This window comes from Rhodococcus sp. ACT016 (assembly GCF_050477185.1).
Taxonomy (GTDB): domain Bacteria; phylum Actinomycetota; class Actinomycetes; order Mycobacteriales; family Mycobacteriaceae; genus Prescottella.
Genome location: NZ_JBEAET010000001.1, coordinates 2,874,086 through 2,889,326, shown reverse-complemented (window position 1 = coordinate 2,889,326; position 15,241 = coordinate 2,874,086). Strand labels below are relative to the sequence as shown.

15 protein-coding genes and 1 riboswitch are annotated in these 15,241 nt (G+C 70.0%); of the genes, 11 read left to right on the top strand and 4 right to left on the bottom strand.

Annotation, left to right across the window (positions count from 1 at the left end; genetic code table 11):
* Positions 1–16: 16 nt before the first annotated feature.
* Positions 17–628 carry an aa3-type cytochrome oxidase subunit III gene (ctaE, locus tag ACQ5DX_RS13230; RefSeq protein WP_430333058.1) on the bottom strand — a complete coding sequence of 204 codons (612 nt, stop codon included), beginning with the start codon at positions 626–628 and terminating at the stop codon, positions 17–19.
* Between the two features lie 126 nt (positions 629–754).
* Between ctaE and ACQ5DX_RS13225 the strand changes: the two genes are divergently transcribed.
* Positions 755–1,198 carry a hypothetical protein gene (locus tag ACQ5DX_RS13225; protein WP_430333057.1) on the top strand — a complete coding sequence of 148 codons (444 nt, stop codon included), beginning with the start codon at positions 755–757 and terminating at the stop codon, positions 1,196–1,198.
* An 87-nt stretch (positions 1,199–1,285) separates the two neighbouring features.
* Positions 1,286–2,380, top strand: a complete 1,095-nt coding sequence (gene trpD, locus ACQ5DX_RS13220) for an anthranilate phosphoribosyltransferase (protein ID WP_430333056.1) — start codon at positions 1,286–1,288, stop codon at positions 2,378–2,380.
* A 24-nt stretch (positions 2,381–2,404) separates the two neighbouring features.
* Here the strand turns inward: trpD and ACQ5DX_RS13215 are convergent, their stop codons facing one another.
* On the bottom strand, positions 2,405–2,680 hold the full coding sequence (locus tag ACQ5DX_RS13215) for an Lrp/AsnC family transcriptional regulator (RefSeq protein WP_430333055.1): 276 nt from the start codon (positions 2,678–2,680) through the stop codon (positions 2,405–2,407).
* A gap of 8 nt (positions 2,681–2,688) precedes the next feature.
* Positions 2,689–4,422: a DEDD exonuclease domain-containing protein gene (locus ACQ5DX_RS13210; RefSeq protein WP_430333054.1), complete on the bottom strand. Its 1,734-nt coding sequence runs from the start codon at positions 4,420–4,422 to the stop codon at positions 2,689–2,691.
* A 446-nt stretch (positions 4,423–4,868) separates the two neighbouring features.
* Positions 4,869–5,033, top strand: a riboswitch (cyclic di-AMP (ydaO/yuaA leader).
* A 15-nt stretch (positions 5,034–5,048) separates the two neighbouring features.
* Here ACQ5DX_RS13210 and ACQ5DX_RS13205 point away from each other — a divergent pair.
* The 4 genes from ACQ5DX_RS13205 to ACQ5DX_RS13190 all read left to right on the top strand — a co-directional run bounded on the left by ACQ5DX_RS13205 (position 5,049) and on the right by ACQ5DX_RS13190 (position 9,570).
* Positions 5,049–5,651, top strand: a complete 603-nt coding sequence (locus tag ACQ5DX_RS13205) for a C40 family peptidase (RefSeq protein WP_430333053.1) — start codon at positions 5,049–5,051, stop codon at positions 5,649–5,651.
* Positions 5,652–5,882: 231 nt separating this feature from the next.
* Entirely contained in the window at positions 5,883–6,935 is a 1,053-nt protein-coding gene (locus ACQ5DX_RS13200; RefSeq protein WP_430333052.1) for an NlpC/P60 family protein, read from the top strand.
* A gap of 180 nt (positions 6,936–7,115) precedes the next feature.
* Complete coding sequence (locus ACQ5DX_RS13195; RefSeq protein ID WP_430335646.1) at positions 7,116–8,399, top strand: peptidase MA family metallohydrolase; 1,284 nt, start codon at positions 7,116–7,118, stop codon at positions 8,397–8,399.
* A gap of 43 nt (positions 8,400–8,442) precedes the next feature.
* The gene (locus ACQ5DX_RS13190) at positions 8,443–9,570 is read left to right on the top strand and encodes a glycosyltransferase family 4 protein (protein WP_430333051.1); all 1,128 of its coding nucleotides are present in this window, start codon (positions 8,443–8,445) and stop codon (positions 9,568–9,570) included.
* Positions 9,571–9,633: 63 nt separating this feature from the next.
* Here the strand turns inward: ACQ5DX_RS13190 and ACQ5DX_RS13185 are convergent, their stop codons facing one another.
* Positions 9,634–11,445 carry an AMP-dependent synthetase/ligase gene (locus tag ACQ5DX_RS13185; RefSeq protein WP_430333050.1) on the bottom strand — a complete coding sequence of 604 codons (1,812 nt, stop codon included), beginning with the start codon at positions 11,443–11,445 and terminating at the stop codon, positions 9,634–9,636.
* A 171-nt stretch (positions 11,446–11,616) separates the two neighbouring features.
* Here ACQ5DX_RS13185 and ACQ5DX_RS13180 point away from each other — a divergent pair, with 171 nt between their 5' ends.
* The 5 genes from ACQ5DX_RS13180 (at position 11,617) to ACQ5DX_RS13160 (ending at position 15,214) form a co-directional block, all read left to right on the top strand.
* Entirely contained in the window at positions 11,617–12,003 is a 387-nt protein-coding gene (locus ACQ5DX_RS13180; RefSeq protein WP_430333049.1) for a polyketide cyclase / dehydrase and lipid transport, read from the top strand.
* Between the two features lie 105 nt (positions 12,004–12,108).
* Positions 12,109–12,543 carry an SRPBCC family protein gene (locus ACQ5DX_RS13175; protein ID WP_430333048.1) on the top strand — a complete coding sequence of 145 codons (435 nt, stop codon included), beginning with the start codon at positions 12,109–12,111 and terminating at the stop codon, positions 12,541–12,543.
* Positions 12,540–13,802, top strand: a complete 1,263-nt coding sequence (locus tag ACQ5DX_RS13170) for an ArsA family ATPase (protein ID WP_430335645.1) — start codon at positions 12,540–12,542, stop codon at positions 13,800–13,802. Before ACQ5DX_RS13175 ends, ACQ5DX_RS13170 begins: the two co-directional genes overlap by 4 nt.
* Positions 13,799–14,188, top strand: a complete 390-nt coding sequence (locus tag ACQ5DX_RS13165) for a hypothetical protein (RefSeq protein ID WP_430333047.1) — start codon at positions 13,799–13,801, stop codon at positions 14,186–14,188. Before ACQ5DX_RS13170 ends, ACQ5DX_RS13165 begins: the two co-directional genes overlap by 4 nt.
* Positions 14,189–14,236: 48 nt before the next feature.
* On the top strand, positions 14,237–15,214 hold the full coding sequence (locus tag ACQ5DX_RS13160; RefSeq protein WP_430333046.1) for an ROK family protein: 978 nt from the start codon (positions 14,237–14,239) through the stop codon (positions 15,212–15,214).
* The last annotated feature ends 27 nt before the right edge of the window (positions 15,215–15,241 follow it).

Genomic DNA, 15,241 nt, shown 5'->3' with positions numbered 1-15,241 from the left:
CTGGTCGTTCAGCTGGCTAACGGATGAAATAAATCGTGGCGAACAGGCCGATCCACACAATGTCGACGAAGTGCCAGTAGTACGAAACGACGATCGCAGCAGTCGCCTGTGCAGGCGTGAACTTGCTGAGCTTGGTGCGGACGATCAAGAAGACGAACGCGATCAGACCGCCGATGACGTGCATGCCGTGGAAGCCGGTCGTCATGTAGAAGACCGATCCGTACACGCTGCTCGAGATCGTCGTGCCCTCATGCACCAGGTGGTAGTACTCGTAACCCTGGCCGAGCACGAAGAACGTGCCCATGACAAGGGTGAGCGTGTACCAGCGGCGGAGACCGAAGACGTCACCCTTTTCTGCCGCGAAGACACCCATCTGGCAGGTGAAGGAAGACGCGATCAGCACCAGCGTCACCGGCACGGCCAACCCGAGATTCAGCTCGGTCGGCTCCGGTGGCCAGTTCCCGTTCGCCTGCGCTCGTGCAACGAAATACATGGCGAAGAGCCCTGCGAAAAACATGAGCTCGCTTGACAACCACACGATGGTGCCGACGCTGACCATGTTTGGCCGGTTCAGCGAGTGCACGCGCTGGGTGATTGCCGATCCTGAAGTCCCTACTGCGCTCGTCACGCTGAGAAGTATGACGCTTCGTCGTAAAGGAAAGCCACCCGGGTCCTGTCTCGGCGCGTCTATGCATGTCAGAGGCCATTCCGCGGCGGTCAGGGCGGCCGTCGGTGGACGTGACAAAGTAGGCACATGGAACTCAGGCGTGGTGTCGCTCGTTGGATAGGCGGATTTCTGTCCAGGCGCGCGCCGGCACCCCTCGATCGGACCCGTCCGGACCTGATCGTGGTGGTGTCCGGATTCGACGACGTGGAGGCCTGCTCGACGGCGCTCGACCGCGGCGCGGCGGGCGAGCCCGCGTGGATTCCCGATGCCGAGGCTGTCCTTCGGCATCATCTCCGCCTCCCGGCCTCGGCCGTGCCACAGGCGGTCGACATCGCGGCGCAGGACGGGTATGCGCCGGCGAGCGATCCCGATCCGGCGGACGACGCCACCGTGATCCTCCAGCTCGAGCGTGTGCAGCTTCTCGACCCCCTGCACTGTTCGCAGGAGCGCTCGCGCATGGCCGGCCTGGCGCAGCGGCTGGACGGCACCGCACTCGGCTGGGAGGGCCTGCAGCCGCCCGCGGCCGAGTGAGTGATCATCCCCGCACCCGCGCGCACTAAGCTGCGGGGCGACGGCGCCCACCGGGCGCCGGGTGAAAGGGCAGCGGAAGGGATCGCGATGGTGCGGCAGTCGGTAGCGCAGGGCACGGAACGAGTGGCGGGCGCGATCGACCGGAGCTGGCCCGCGGTACTGGGTGCCCTCACGGACCGCCGGGACCTGTCCTCCGACGACACGGCGTGGGCGATGGACGAGATCATGTCCGACAACGCCACGTCGGCGCAGATCGCGGCGTTCGGTGTCGCCCTCAAGATGAAGGGCCCGACGCCTGCAGAACTGCGCGGACTCGCCGACTCGATGCTCGGGCACGCGAAGAGCGTGCCGGTAGCGCCTGATGTCGTGGACATCGTCGGCACCGGCGGCGACCGGTCGAACACCGTGAACATCTCGACGATGGCGTCGGTCGTCGTAGCGGCGTCCGGCATCCGCGTGGTCAAGCACGGCAACCGGGCGGCGTCGTCGAAGAGCGGCGGCGCGGACGTCCTCGAGGCGCTGGGCGTCCACATCAACCTCGGCGCTGCGGACGTGGCCCGCTGCGTCGAGGAGGCCGGGATCGGCTTCTGCTTCGCGCCGGTCTTCCATCCGGCGCTGCGGTTCGCGGGAGCACCCCGCAAGGAGATCGGTATCCCGACGGTGTTCAACGTCCTCGGTCCGCTGACCAACCCGGCTCGCCCACGAGCAGGACTGATCGGCTGCGCGTTCGAGGACCTCATCGAGGTGATCGCGGGCGTCCTCGCGGAGCGCGGGAACTCGGCGCTGGTGGTGCGGGGTGACGACGGTCTCGACGAGCTCACGACATCGACCACGTCGCAGGTGCACGTCGTCTCCGGGGGCACCGTACGAACGCAGAAACTCGATCCGGCCGACCTCGGCATCACCCGGGTGCCGCTCGACGCCCTGCGCGGCGGCGACGCCGCCGACAACGCGCGGATCGCGCGGGGGATCTTCGCTGGTGACGACGGGCCGGTCCGGGACGCGGTGCTGCTGAACGCGGCCGGCGCGATCGCCGCTTTCGACGGACTCGAGAACGGTCTCGAGGAGTCGCTGACGGCCGGAATGGAGAAGGCCGCCCGCGCGATCGACTCGGGGGCGGCCACGGCCCTGCTCGAGCGGTGGGCGGCACTGACCGTGGAACTGGCGGCCGCCGGCCGCTGAGGCAGGCGAGGACGGGCGGGGCGGCTACTCGCCGATCGAGAAGGCCGCCTCGACGTCCGCACTCGAGTACGACTGGAACGCGATGTGGGTCGCGGTCTTGAGGACGCCCTGCACCTTGTTGATGCGCTCGGTGACGACCTCCGCGATCTGGGCGTGGTCGCGCACCTTCACGATCGCGATCAGATCGATGTCACCGGCACACGAGTAGACCTCGGACACCCCGTCGAGGTCGGCCACCGCCTGCGCGGTCTCCGGGATCCGGTCGGCCTCGGCGTGGATCATGACGATGGCGTTGATCATGTCGCTCCTTAACTGTGCTGACGTTCGCCCAACACAGTAGGCGGTTGTGCGGCGCGGGCGAGCGTGCACCATTCCTCCCACGACCCCGCCCCGTGGACGGGTTCGCACCAGCCGTCGCTGGTCCGGACGATCCGCACCCCGTCGGCGTCGAGCCAGCGCGCGATGACGGCGAGTTCCTCGGGGGAGGCACCCCGCAGCGGCGCGACATCGGGCAGGACGGTCTCGGCCGAGGCGACGAGCACGTCGACGACCGGCATGGGGGCGACGCCGCGTCGGGACACGCCGGCAGCGGCGAGGCGGCCCGAACGGATCACGGCGAACTCCCAGCCGCCCTCGGCGGCCCGGCGGGCGGCGATCAGTTCCTCGACGGCCGCAAGCGCCGCGAGGCGCTGCATGCGACGCAGGACGAGCACCAAGGTCGCGACCCGGTCCCGCAGCCGGGCCGCGCTCTCGAACAGTTCGTTCGCCGCGAGTTCGGCGATGCGCGATCGCATGGCCCGCAGCGGCGCGTCGTCCTCGCCGCGCAGCAGCGCCCGCGCCACGTCGGGTGCGACGCGGTACCCCTCCTCGTCGTCGGCGACCGCGGTGCAGCCGCCGATCTCCCGGGGCGGGCACTTCGGTCCGTGTCGCTGTCCCTTTCCGATCCTTGTCGTGCATGTCCGCAGGCCGCAGAACTCGGCGACCGTCAGCGCGGCGTCGGCGGCGTCGGTCCGGGACCGGAAGGGGCCCAGCGAGTCCGCGGTGGGCGTACGGACCACGGAGAGGCGCGGAAACGCCTCCGTGGTCAGCGTGACCCACCAGCCGCGCATCGGGAACTTCGATCGCCGGTTGTACGGCGGGACGTGGGCGCTGAGCAGTCGCAGCTCCCGGACCCCGGCCTCGAGCGCGTGCGCGCACTCGACGTGGTCGATCCGGGTGGCCAGCGCGACCATCTCCTTCATGCGCCCCCGGGTCTCGGAGCCGGTGAAGTAGGTGCGGACCCGTCGGTGCAGATCGACCGCCGTGCCGACGTAGAGCACCTCGTCGGACGGTCCGCGGAAGAGATAGACACCGGGGGTGCGCGGGAGGTGGCTTGCGAGTGAGCGTTTCGCGCGCTGCTCGGACGACACCCGCGGCAGGTAGTCGAGGAGCTCGGGCAGGCTCTGTACGCCCTGGTTGCCGACACGCCCGATGAGCGCGTGCAGGACGTCGACAGTGGCCCGCGCGTCGTCGAGTGCGCGGTGCGTCGGAGTGGTGTCGGCACCGAACAGCGTTGCCAGTGCCGACAGCTTCACCGACGGGGCCTCGTCCCGGCTCAGCACCCGGCGGGCCAGCTTGACGGTGCAGAGCACCTGGAAACGGGGCCACGAGATCCCGGCGCGCGCGGACGCGGCCTTGAGGAAGCCGACGTCGAATCCGGCGTTGTGTGCCACGAGCACTGCGCCGCGGGCGAACTCGAGGAAGGCCGGCAGTACGGCGTCGATCCGCGGCGCGTCGCGCACCATCGCCGTCGTGATGCCGGTGATCTCGACGATGTGCGGCGGGATCGACCGACCGGGGTCGACGAGGGTGCCCAGTTCACCGAGGATCTCCCCACCCCGGACCTTGACTGCCCCGATCTCGGTGATGGCGTCGGATTCGGCGCTGCCGCCGGTGGTCTCGAGGTCGACGATCACGAACGTGGTGTCGCGCAGCGGGGCGTCCAGCTCGTCGAAGGTCAGCTGACCGTCGGCGGACGCGGGGGCGGTGCGCGGAGAACTCACGATCCGTGACAGTAGAGACGGGCACCGACAGGGCCTTTGGACCCTGGTTCCGCAAGAAGAGACGAGCGTCACATTTCGCTTCTCGGGTCGTCTCTCGCGAGGTTCGCGATCTCCGTTGTGCGAGAGCGGTTTCGGCGGGTTCGATGGACATGTGTCCGTGTTCGGTCGGTGCGCGCTCGGCGTGCGTGCGGAAGCTGTGATGACCAGTGGCAACACCGGTCGGGGTTGTTCGGGGCGGGGCCGCTGGGGCGGTGGTGCGGCAACGCTGATCGCCCAGATTGCGAACCCGTTGTTATCCGGATGTGATCTCCCGCCGCCCGGCTCGCCTGGAGGTCGGGCAAATCGGACGAACAAGGCAATTTCCGCGCGTTCGAATCGACATCATGGATGCGCTTTCGTAATCTTCTCGAGACCTAGCGGAGTCTGCCGCCCCACCCGGAGCGGCATCGCTGGGCCCGCCTAATCGGAGCCCCCTCGGGGGTGACGTGCCGGGAACCCAAGTTTTTCTGGGGTGAATCCCGTCGAAGCCGCGCAGCGGTGTCGGCGGGTAGGGCTGATCTTCCCAGCCCGAACCCGTCAGCTAACTCGGTCGGCGGACGAACGGAAGAAACGGAGTTTCCCCACTCGTGGCGTCATCTACTTTCAAGCGTTCCGCGCGACGCGCGGCCGTTGCCGGCGCGCTTGCCGTCGGAGCAGTCACGGTCACCGCGGCCCCCGCGCTCGCCGACCCGATCAACGTCCCGGGCGTCGGCACCGTCGAGGTTCCCGGTGTCACGCAGGCTCAGGTCGACGCCGCGATCGCGTCGGTGACTCAGGGCATCGGCACCGGCAGCGCTGCGCTGCCGCCGGAGCTGGCGCCCATCGCCGCTCCCGCCCCCGTGACGAGCCTGGGCGAGAAGGCTTTCAAGGCCGCCGAGAGCAAGCTCGGTGCCCCCTACGTGTACGGCGCGGCCGGACCGGACGCATTCGACTGCTCGGGCCTGGTGCAGTGGGCCTACAAGCAGGTCGGCCTGAACCTGCCGCGCACCAGCTACGACCAGGCGGCCGCGGGCACGCCGGTCTCGCGCGACGCGCTCCAGATCGGCGACGTCATCTCGTTCTACGGTGGCAGCCACTCGGGCATCTACGCCGGTAACGGCAACGTCATCCACGCGTCGACCGCGGGTCAGCCGGTCAAGATGGCGCCGGTTTCTTCGATGCCGTTCGACGGCGCACGTCGCTACGCGTGACGCTCTAGAAACGTTTGCGGGCGGGGCGGTTCCGACTTCGGTCGGGGCCGCCCCGCGTGTATTCGTGGGAGTCTGCCTCGAGAGTTTTGTGGCATTCACGACGATGCACGAATTGTCCAACTCTCGGGTAGACACGGACATATGCCATTCCGTAACCTGTTCGAGACCTTGCGGAAGCCATCGCCGGTCTGTGCGGTGGAGACGAATCCAGAAACGGAGAGTCGCGCTGCTGTGCCCTCGCAGAAGATGAAGCGCTCGATGTGTACTGCCCTGGCGACGGGAGTTCTCTCCCTGACCCTCGTCGGGCTGCCCGCCGCGTCGGCGGGGGCGGATCCCGTCGTGAACAACCCGACCGAGGCGCTCGAGCGTCTCGCCGAACTGTCACGTGAATCGGAACGCACCACCGAGGCGCTGCACGACGCCCAGATCGATCTCGACGGCAAGCAGGCCGCGCAGCACGATGCCGAAGCCCGTCTCGCGTCCGACCGCGACGCCCTCGCCGCCGCGCAGGCCCGGATGGACCAGTTCCGGCCCACGGTGAGCAAACTCGCTGCCGCGAGCTACCAGGGCGCGCGCACCAATCGACTGTTCGCGGTGATGGTCAGCGACTCGCCGCAGCAACTCCTGGACCAGATGTCGGCGCTCGACGCGATCTCGAACGAGACGTCGAAGGCGGTCGCGCAGTTCAAGCAGGCCACGACCGACGCGGAGGCGGCTGCCGACGCGTCGCGGGTGTCCGCGGACACCGCGCGCAGTGCCACCGAGCAGGCCAAGGTGGTGAGCGACGAGCTGCAGAGCAAGCAGAGCGAGCTGCAGCAGCAGATCGACTCGGTCACTGCGGCGTACGGCCGGCTCACCGGCGCCGAGCGGTCCCAGTTGGCGGGCACGACGTTCCCGGAAGGGTTCGACGCCGGCCGCATCCTGGCGGGCCTCACCCCGGGGTCCGGTTCCGCCGCCCTGCAGGCCGGACTCACCCAGGTCGGCAAGCCGTACAGCTGGGGTGCGACGGGACCCGACGCCTACGACTGCTCGGGCCTGGTCGTGTGGTCGTACAAGCAGATCGGCAAGACCCTGCCGCGGTCGAGCCAGGCGCAGGCAGAGGGTGGAATTCCCGTCGACCGCAGTGCGCTTCAGCCGGGTGACGTCGTGCTCTTCTACAATGACGCGTCGCACGTCGGGCTGTACGCCGGTGACGGCAACGTCCTGCACGCGTCGACGTACGGCACGCCGGTCAAGGTCGACTCGATGGCATCGATGCCGTTCTACGGGGCGCGCCGCTACTGATCCGTCGAGCGTCGATCCGATACACGAAGACCCGTATGGACCCGATACCCAGGGGTATCGGGTCCATTCGCGTGTTCGGCTCCTACACTTTCGGTCGTGTCCGCTGAAGATCACACCTCGAACCCCACGCCGAAGCGGCGCGTGCGGCGGTGGGAGTGGGTAGGCCTGACGGGGCTCGGGATCGCCGTCGCACTCGTGCTTTCGCTGACGGCCTTCGATCGCGAGAGCGACCCTCCCGAGGTTCGGGATGCGGCGCCGGTCGCCAACCCGTACGAGGACGGTCGCCGTGCGGGCGCGCAGGCTCTGCTCGACGAGTGGGCGAAGACGGTGCGCAGCGGCGACACCGCAGCCCTTTCGGCCCTGTTCGATTCCGGTGCGACTCCCGGCTTCCTGGACGCGGAGATCCGGCGCTCGAACAACCTCGCGCAGGTGCCGTTCTCCGAGTTCGGCTACGACATCGGGCTCGATGCCGAGGTTCCGGTCCCGCCGACGGTCGCCGAGGAACTGGGCGCGTCGGACGTCTGGGCACCCACCGTGTACTTCCGATACGCCATTGCGGGCGCGGACGCGCAGCCGACCCGCAAGCCCGTCGCGCTGCTGCTGGCCCGGCGCGGAAACGAGTGGAAGCTCGTGAGCGACTCGAATGTGACCGAGTCCGGTCGCGAAACATGGCGGGGTCCTTGGGATTTCGGTCCGGTGATCACGCGTGTGGTGGACGGGCCGGAGGGGCGGTCGTCGATCGTCCTCGGACACCCGGGGCAGGTGGCGATGGTCGACCGCATCGCGGGCGATCTCGGCCCCGCGGTCGCCCACGTCACCGACGTGTGGGGCCAGGACTGGTCCCGTCGCGCGGTCGTCCTGGTCGCCGGGTCCCACGAGGAGTTCGCCTCGCTGGTCGGCGCCGCACACAGTGGCGCCGACATCGCCGCCGTCTCCGTGTCGGACGCGGTCGACCTGCGGTCCCGGACCGCGTCCGGTCAGCGGATCGTGTTCAGTCCCGAGTCGGCCGATCGGCTGACCGACCTCACTCGGGTGTCGGTGCTGCGGCACGAACTGACCCACATCGCCGCGCGCACGGTCACCGAGGACGGCTCGCCGCTGTGGATTCTCGAGGGCTACGCCGACTACGTCGGGTACCGCGGCGTCGAGGCGACGTTCGGCGCGCTCGCGCCCACCCTGTCGGCCGAGGTGGCGAAGAACGGTCCGCCGACGTCGCTGCCCGCGGACGCCGACTTCGGCGCCGGGGGCGACACCGCACGCCGGGCGTACGAATCCTCCTGGTCACTGGCGGCTTTCGTTGCCGGGGAGTATGGCGAGGAGAAGCTGGACGCGCTGTACCGGAGCCTGGCGCAGGGCGCGGCCACGGGGGACCGGCTGGACGGCCGGATCAGGGATGCGCTGGGGGTCGACGCCGACGGGCTGGCCCAGGCGTGGGGCGCCTGGGTGGAGAAGCAGGTGGCGTGACCCTGGCTCGCCGCCCGGTCGCTCCGGCACCTACGGTGGACGCATGCGTCGAACCCTGTTGGTGACGAACGATTTTCCACCACGACCCGGTGGAATCCAGTCGTACCTGCACACATTTGCCGCCCAGCTGCCCCCGGAAGAGCTGGTCGTGTACGCCCCGCGGTGGCGAGGCGACAGCCACATCCGATTCGACGCCGAGCAGCCCTACGACGTGGTGCGGCACCCCACGACGTTGATGGTGCCGACACCGTTCGTCGCCCGTCGTGCCGCCAAGCTCGTCGAGAAGTACGAGTGCGACAGCGTGTGGTTCGGGGCGGCCGCGCCGCTGGCCCTGCTCGCGCCGACCATCCGTCGTGCCGGGGCCCGTCGGGTGATCGCGTCCACGCACGGTCACGAGGTGGGCTGGTCCATGCTCCCCGGCGCGCGTCAGGCGCTGAGGCGCATCGGTGACCACACCGACGCCGTCACGTACGTCAGCAAGTACACGCGCGGGCGGTTCGCGTCGGCCTTCGGTCCGCACGCGGCGCTCGAGCATCTGCCGTCGGGCGTCGATACCGACGTCTTCCGCCCCGATCCGGCCGCGCGGGCCGAGTTGCGGGCCCGCTACGGACTGGGCGAGCGCCCGACGATCCTGTGCCTGTCCCGGCTCGTGCCCCGCAAGGGGCAGGACCAGCTGATCCGGGCGCTGCCGGCGATCCGGCGGAGCATCGACGGTGCGGTGCTCGTGATCGTCGGCGGCGGCCCGTACGCCGAGCGCCTGCACGCGCTGGCACAGGAGTGTGGCGTGGACGACCACGTCGTCTTCACCGGCGGCGTACCGGCCGCGGAACTGGCCGCGCACCACACGATCGCGGACGTGTTCGCGATGCCGTGCCGGACGCGGGGCGCGGGCCTGGACGTCGAGGGGCTCGGCATCGTGTACCTCGAGGCGTCGGCGTCCGGGGTGCCCGTGATCGCCGGACGGTCCGGCGGCGCGCCGGAGACGGTCGTCGAGCACGAGACGGGGCTCGTGGTGGACGGGACGTCGGTCCACGACGTGGCGCAGTCGGTGATCTCGGTGCTGTCCGACCGCGATCGGGCGGCCGCGATGGGGGCCGCGGGCCGCGAGTGGGTCCGGACCCACTGGCGGTGGGACGTGCTGGGTGCGAAGCTGCGCAGTCTCCTGGCCTGAAAAGCGAAGCGCCCGCGATCCTTTCGGACCGCGGGCGCCGGCTCCACCCTGGGCTGGCTGCTCCTACTTGCTGTAGATCTGCTCGATGTCGTCGGCGAAGCTCTGGTGGACGACGTTGCGCTTGAGCTTCAACGTCGGGGTGAGCTCGCCGGTCTCCTCGGTGAAGTCCACCGGCAGGATGCGGTACTTCTTGATGGCCTCCGCGTGCGAGACCAGCTTGTTGGCGTCGGCGATGGCCGCGTCGATCTCGGCGGTGAGGTCGGCGTCGGAGAGGAGTTCGGCCACGGTGGTGCCGGCCGGCTTGCCGTTGCGCTCGTTCCAGCCGGGCAGCGCCTCGGCGTCGATGGTGATGAGCGCGCCGATGAACGGCTTCTGGTCGCCGACCACGATCGCCTGGCTGATGAGCGGATGCGCGCGCAGGTGGTCCTCGAGCTGGGCTGGTGCGACGTTCTTGCCGCCCGCGGTGACGATGATCTCCTTCTTGCGGCCGGTGATGGTGATGTAGCCGTCGGAGTCGACCGTGCCGAGGTCGCCGGTGTGGAACCAGCCGTCCTCGATCGCCTCGGCGGTCGCGGCCTCGTTGCGCCAGTAGCCGGTGAACACGACCGGGCCGTACAGCATGATCTCGCCGTCCTCGGCGATGTGAACGGAGTTGCCGGCCAACGGCTTTCCGACCGAGCCGACCTTCTGGTTGCCGATCGTGTTGACCGCGAACGCGGCGGTGGTCTCGGTCAGGCCGTAGCCCTCGTAGATCGTGACTCCGATGCCGCGGAAGAAGTGGCCCAGGCGGGCGCCGAGCGGTGCGCCGCCGGAGATCGCCAGCTGGCACTTGCCGCCGAGCGCGGCGCGCAGCTTGGAGTACACGAGCTTGTCGAAGACGGCGTGCTTGAGGTTCAGCAGCAGGCCGGGCCCGTCGTTGTCCTTCGCCTCGCTCCACGCGACCGCGGTGGCCGCGGCGGCGTCGAAGATCTTGCCCTTGCCCTCGCTGTGCGCCTTCTGGCGCGCGGTGTTGTAGACCTTCTCGAACACGCGCGGCACCGACAGGATGAAGTCCGGCTTGAACTCGGCGAACGTCGGAACGAGGTTCGGTATGTCGCTGGTGTGTCCGAGCGACGCGCCGGCGTCGAACGCGGCGATGCTCACCGCGCGGGCCAGCACGTGCGCGAGCGGCAGGAACATCAGCGTGCTCACCCCGGGCGAGGTGAGCAGCTCGCCGAGGTTCGACACGACGATGCCCTTGGACTCGGCGATCAGGTTCGAGTGCGTGAGCTGGCAGCCCTTGGGTCGGCCGGTGGTTCCCGACGTGTAGATCAGGGTCGCCGGGTCGGCGGCCTTCAGCGCGGCCACGCGCGCCCGCACCTCGTCGTCGGCGATGTCCGCGCCGTCCGCGGTGAGAATCGCGACCGCTCCGGCGTTCTCGGCGGCGGGCTCGATCTGGAGGACCGCGCGCAGATCCGGCGCCGCCTCGGCGACCTCGGCGACGGTCTTCGAGTGCTTCTCGGTCTCGACGACCAGGCCGATCGCGCCGGAGTCCTCGAGAATCCAGCGCACCTGCTCGGCGGACGAGGTCTCGTAGATCGGCACAGTGACGGCGCCCGCGGACCAGATGGCGTAGTCGAGCAGCGGCCACTCGTAGCGGGTCGCGGACATCAGTGCGACGCGGTCGCCCGGTTGGATGCCGCGCGCGATCAGGCCCTTCGCGACCGCGGTGACCTGATCGGCGAATTCGCGGGCCGTGACGTTGACCCATGAACCGTTCACGAGCCGCCGGTACACGATGTGCCCAGGCTTGGTGTCCGCGTAGGAGAAGACGGAGTCGACCGCGGATGCGTCCTCCGGGATGGTGAAGGTGGCAGGAACGCTGAACTCGGGCACGACAACCTCCGGGACTGCGAGATACTGGCGAGTAGGGTTTTGCTCGTCCTCACGATAGACCGCCGCCACGTGACGTGCGGCACTGCCACCGACCTGCGCCTTGTCGAATGGTCGCCCGTCCAGGTGTAGTCCAGATCACGGCCGCGGAACCCGGTGTGTGAAGCTGGGGGAGTGAGCAGCATTCAGGTCGCCGACCAGACGTTCGTAGCCGCAGCCCCGGAGAAGGTGGCTGCCCGCGTTTCCGTGCCCGCGCGCTGGCGCGCGTGGTGGCCGGATCTCGTCCTCGACGTGCGGGAGGACCGGGCCGAGAAGGGCATCCGGTGGACCGTGGCGGGGCCGCTCACCGGGACGATGGAAGTGTGGCTCGAGGCGGTCATGGACGGCACGATCGTCCATTACTTCCTGCACGCCGAGCCGACGGGTGTGGGCCCGCAGGCGCTGGCGTCGCTCGACCTCGCCGGAATGAACCATGCCCGGCGCGTCGCCGGCAAGGCGATGACGTTCGAACTCAAGAAGCAGCTCGAGGCCGGTCGACCCGCGGGCGAGCCACCCGCGTAGGGAATTGTGCGTCCGCTCGGGCATCGTGTGAGATGAACGTGCGGTGCGACGCGACCTGCGTCGCTCCAGCCGCTGCAAGCCGTTCTGAAAGGAAGCGTCCGAGGCATGGCCGAGAAGACCAAGCGGTCGATCACCATCGACGCACCAGCCGAGCAGATCATGGGTGTGATAGCCGACTTCGACTCCTACCCGGCATGGGTGGAGGCCGCGAAGTCCGTCGAGGTGCTCGCATCCGGGCCGGACGGCCGCGCGCAGCAGGTTCGCTTCGTGCTCGACGCCGGCATGGTCAAGGACACGTACGTGCTGCAGTACCGGTGGGCGTCCGACGGGATGTCGGTGAGCTGGGAGCTCGTCTCCGGTGAGATCCAGAAGGCTCAGTTCGGCTCGTACACGCTCGAACCCGAGGACGGCGGAACCCGCGTCACCTACGAGCTCACGGTCGACCTCACGATTCCGATGATCGGGCTGTTCAAGCGCAAGGCCGAGAAGGTCATCACCGACACCGCGCTCAAGGAGCTCAAGAAGCGGGTGGAGGGCTGAACGCCGCCGAACCCGGCCGCGGTGGTGCCCAGGTCCGGCTGATCCTCGGCAAGGGCGGGGCGGGTCGGACGACGATCGCCGCGGCGACGGCCGCCGCCCTCGCCGCGGCCGGTCGGAAGGTGCTCCTCGCGTCGCTCGACCAGGCGCACTCGCTGTCCGACGTGCTCGGCCGCCCCGTCGGGCGCGGGCACGAGATCCTGGTCGGGGCGGGGGTGGACGCCGTCGAGATCGACACTCTCGCGCTGCTCGAGGAGCGCTACCGGGGCCTCGTCGCGGTGCTCGCGCTCGGTGGGGCCCACGATCACGGGGCGCAGTTCGCCGACCTCGCCCCCGAGGAACTGACGGGGCTGCCCGGGGTCGAGGACCTGCTCGGCCTCGGCGAGATCGTGCGGCTCGCCGGGCAGGGGCGTTGGGACGTCGTCGTCGTGGACTGCCCGCCGACGGCGGATGCCCTGCGGGCGCTGGCGCTTCCGGAAACGGTGTCGGGATACGTCGAGCGGGTGTGGCCGCAGCATCGGCGTGTCACGGCGATGACGGCGGGCTCGTCGGCGGACACGCGAGTGGCGTTCGCGGTCGCGATGCTCGACCGCGTCCTCGACGCGACCGCGGCCGTGTCGGCGCTGCTGACCGACCGGTCCCGGACCGCGGTGCGCGTCGTGACGTCGGCCGAGCGCGTCGGACTCGCCGAGACCCGGCGGGTCCTGTCCGCCGCCGCGCTCGCGGGCCTGCGGGTCGATGCCGTCGTCGTGAACAAGCTTCTGCCACAAGCTGATTCGGGTACCTCGACGCCTGGGGGTGGGGACTGGTACGACACGTGCCGGGCCGGCCAGCAGGACGCGCTCACCGACATCCGGGCGGCGTCGGACACGGTGACGGTGCTCGCCGCCGACCACCAGGCCGCGGAGCCGCTAGGGTGGGATGCCCTCGACGGGCTCGCGCGCGCGGTCTACTCGGACAACGACGCTCTCGATCCGTCGGAGCGGTCCCGGAACGATCGCACGCCGGTGCGGGTCGCGCTCGAATCCGGTTCGGGCGACCTGGAATCGGTGTACGCGATGCGGATGCACCTGCCGCTCGCCGACCCGGGCACGTTGACGTTGGGACGAGTGGAGGACGACTTGCTGGTGGGTGCGGACGGCAGACGTCGTCGTGTGCGTCTGGCGTCGGTGCTGCGTCGGTGCATCGTGCAGGGCGCGGAGTTCGACGGGGCCGACCTCGTGGTGCGGTTCGTCCCCGACCCTGCGGTGTGGCCGCAGTGACCGGAGACCACGCGGAACTCACCGCGGAATTGAGGGCACTGGCCGAAACCGTCCTCGAGCGGCTCGAACCGATCCTGCAGAAGGTCGCCGCGCCGATGCCCGACGCCGAGGCGGGTGGGGCCGGTGACGACCGGCCCACGTGCAGCACGTGCACCTGGTGCCCACTGTGTGCCCTCGCGGCCCTGATCCGTGGCGAACAACACGACCTCGTGACGTTGGTCGCCGGTCAGGCGTCGACATTGCTCGCGGCGCTGCGCGAGGCCCTCGACGCGCACGACACCGCCGGCGGCGAGGCGCGTGCCACGGCGGCCACCACGCCTGCGTCCGCACCGCCGTCGGCGTTCGTGCCGATCGACGTGCGGATCACGGAGCCGGAGCCGAGATAGGCGGTACCCGCCGTACCGTTTCCGGGACCGGGTCGGCACAATCAGCGAGTGGACAGCACCGAACTTCTCACCGTGGGCGTCGACGTCGGGGGCACGAACATCCGGGCATCCGTCGTCGACGGTGACGGTGAGGTGCTCGACACGGCGCACGTGCCGACACCGCACTCCGAGGACGCCCTCGAACACGGCATCGACCGGGCCGTTCGCGAACTCGCCGACCGGCACCCCGTCACCGCGGTGGGTCTCGCGGTCGCCGGATTCCTCGACTCCGACCGCCGGACGGTCCGCTTCGCCCCGCACCTGCCGTGGGTCGACGCGCCGGTCGCGCGCCGCCTCGGGGACCGGCTCGGCCTGCCCGTCGTCCTCGAGCACGACGCGAACGCCGCGGCCTGGGCGGAATGCCGCTTCGGTGCGGCCGCGGGCGGTCGCAACGTCGTCGTCGTGGCGATCGGCACCGGGATCGGGGCGGCGCTGCTGATCGACGGCGGCCTCTACCGCGGGAGCTTCGGGGTGGCGCCGGAACTGGGTCACCTGCAGGTGGTTCCCGACGGCCGCCCGTGCGCGTGCAGCAAGCGCGGCTGCTGGGAGCGGTACTGCAGCGGCACCGCCCTGGTCGACACGGCGCTGGAGCTGCTCGCGGCGGACCCGTCGACGTCGACGGTCCTCGCCCGGGACGTCGCGGTCGATCCGGGTGCGCTGACCGGGCGCCGGATCGCGGCCGCCGCGTCCGACGGGGACCCGTTGGCGCTGGCCACGTTCGCGGATTTCGCGAAGTGGCTCGGGGTGGGGTTGGCGACCGTCTCGGACGTCTTCGATCCCGACCTCATCGTGATCTGTGGTGGCGTCGGTAGCTCTGCGCCGCTGTTCCTCGACGACGCCCGCGAGCATTACGCGCGACTCGTCACCGGATCGGGGCACCGTCCTCTCGCCCGGATCCGGCACACGCTGCTCGGCGAGGCCGCCGCGATGATCGGCGCCGCCGACCTGGCGCGCACGGCGCTGCGGGATCGCGCAAGCCGGAACTGAACCCGGGTGCAGTCGGGCGCCTGTGGC

What these genes read in the sequence shown, in the direction of transcription:
- ACQ5DX_RS13225 (WP_430333057.1), top strand. Translation starts at nt 755, where the DNA reads ATGGAACTCAGGCGTGGTGTCGCTCGTTGGATAGGCGGATTTCTGTCC.
- trpD (WP_430333056.1), top strand. Translation starts at nt 1,286, where the DNA reads ATGGTGCGGCAGTCGGTAGCGCAGGGCACGGAACGAGTGGCGGGCGCG.
- ACQ5DX_RS13215 (WP_430333055.1), bottom strand. Translation starts at nt 2,680, where the DNA reads ATGATCAACGCCATCGTCATGATCCACGCCGAGGCCGACCGGATCCCG.
- ACQ5DX_RS13190 (WP_430333051.1), top strand. Translation starts at nt 8,443, where the DNA reads ATGCGTCGAACCCTGTTGGTGACGAACGATTTTCCACCACGACCCGGT.
- ACQ5DX_RS13175 (WP_430333048.1), top strand. Translation starts at nt 12,109, where the DNA reads ATGGCCGAGAAGACCAAGCGGTCGATCACCATCGACGCACCAGCCGAG.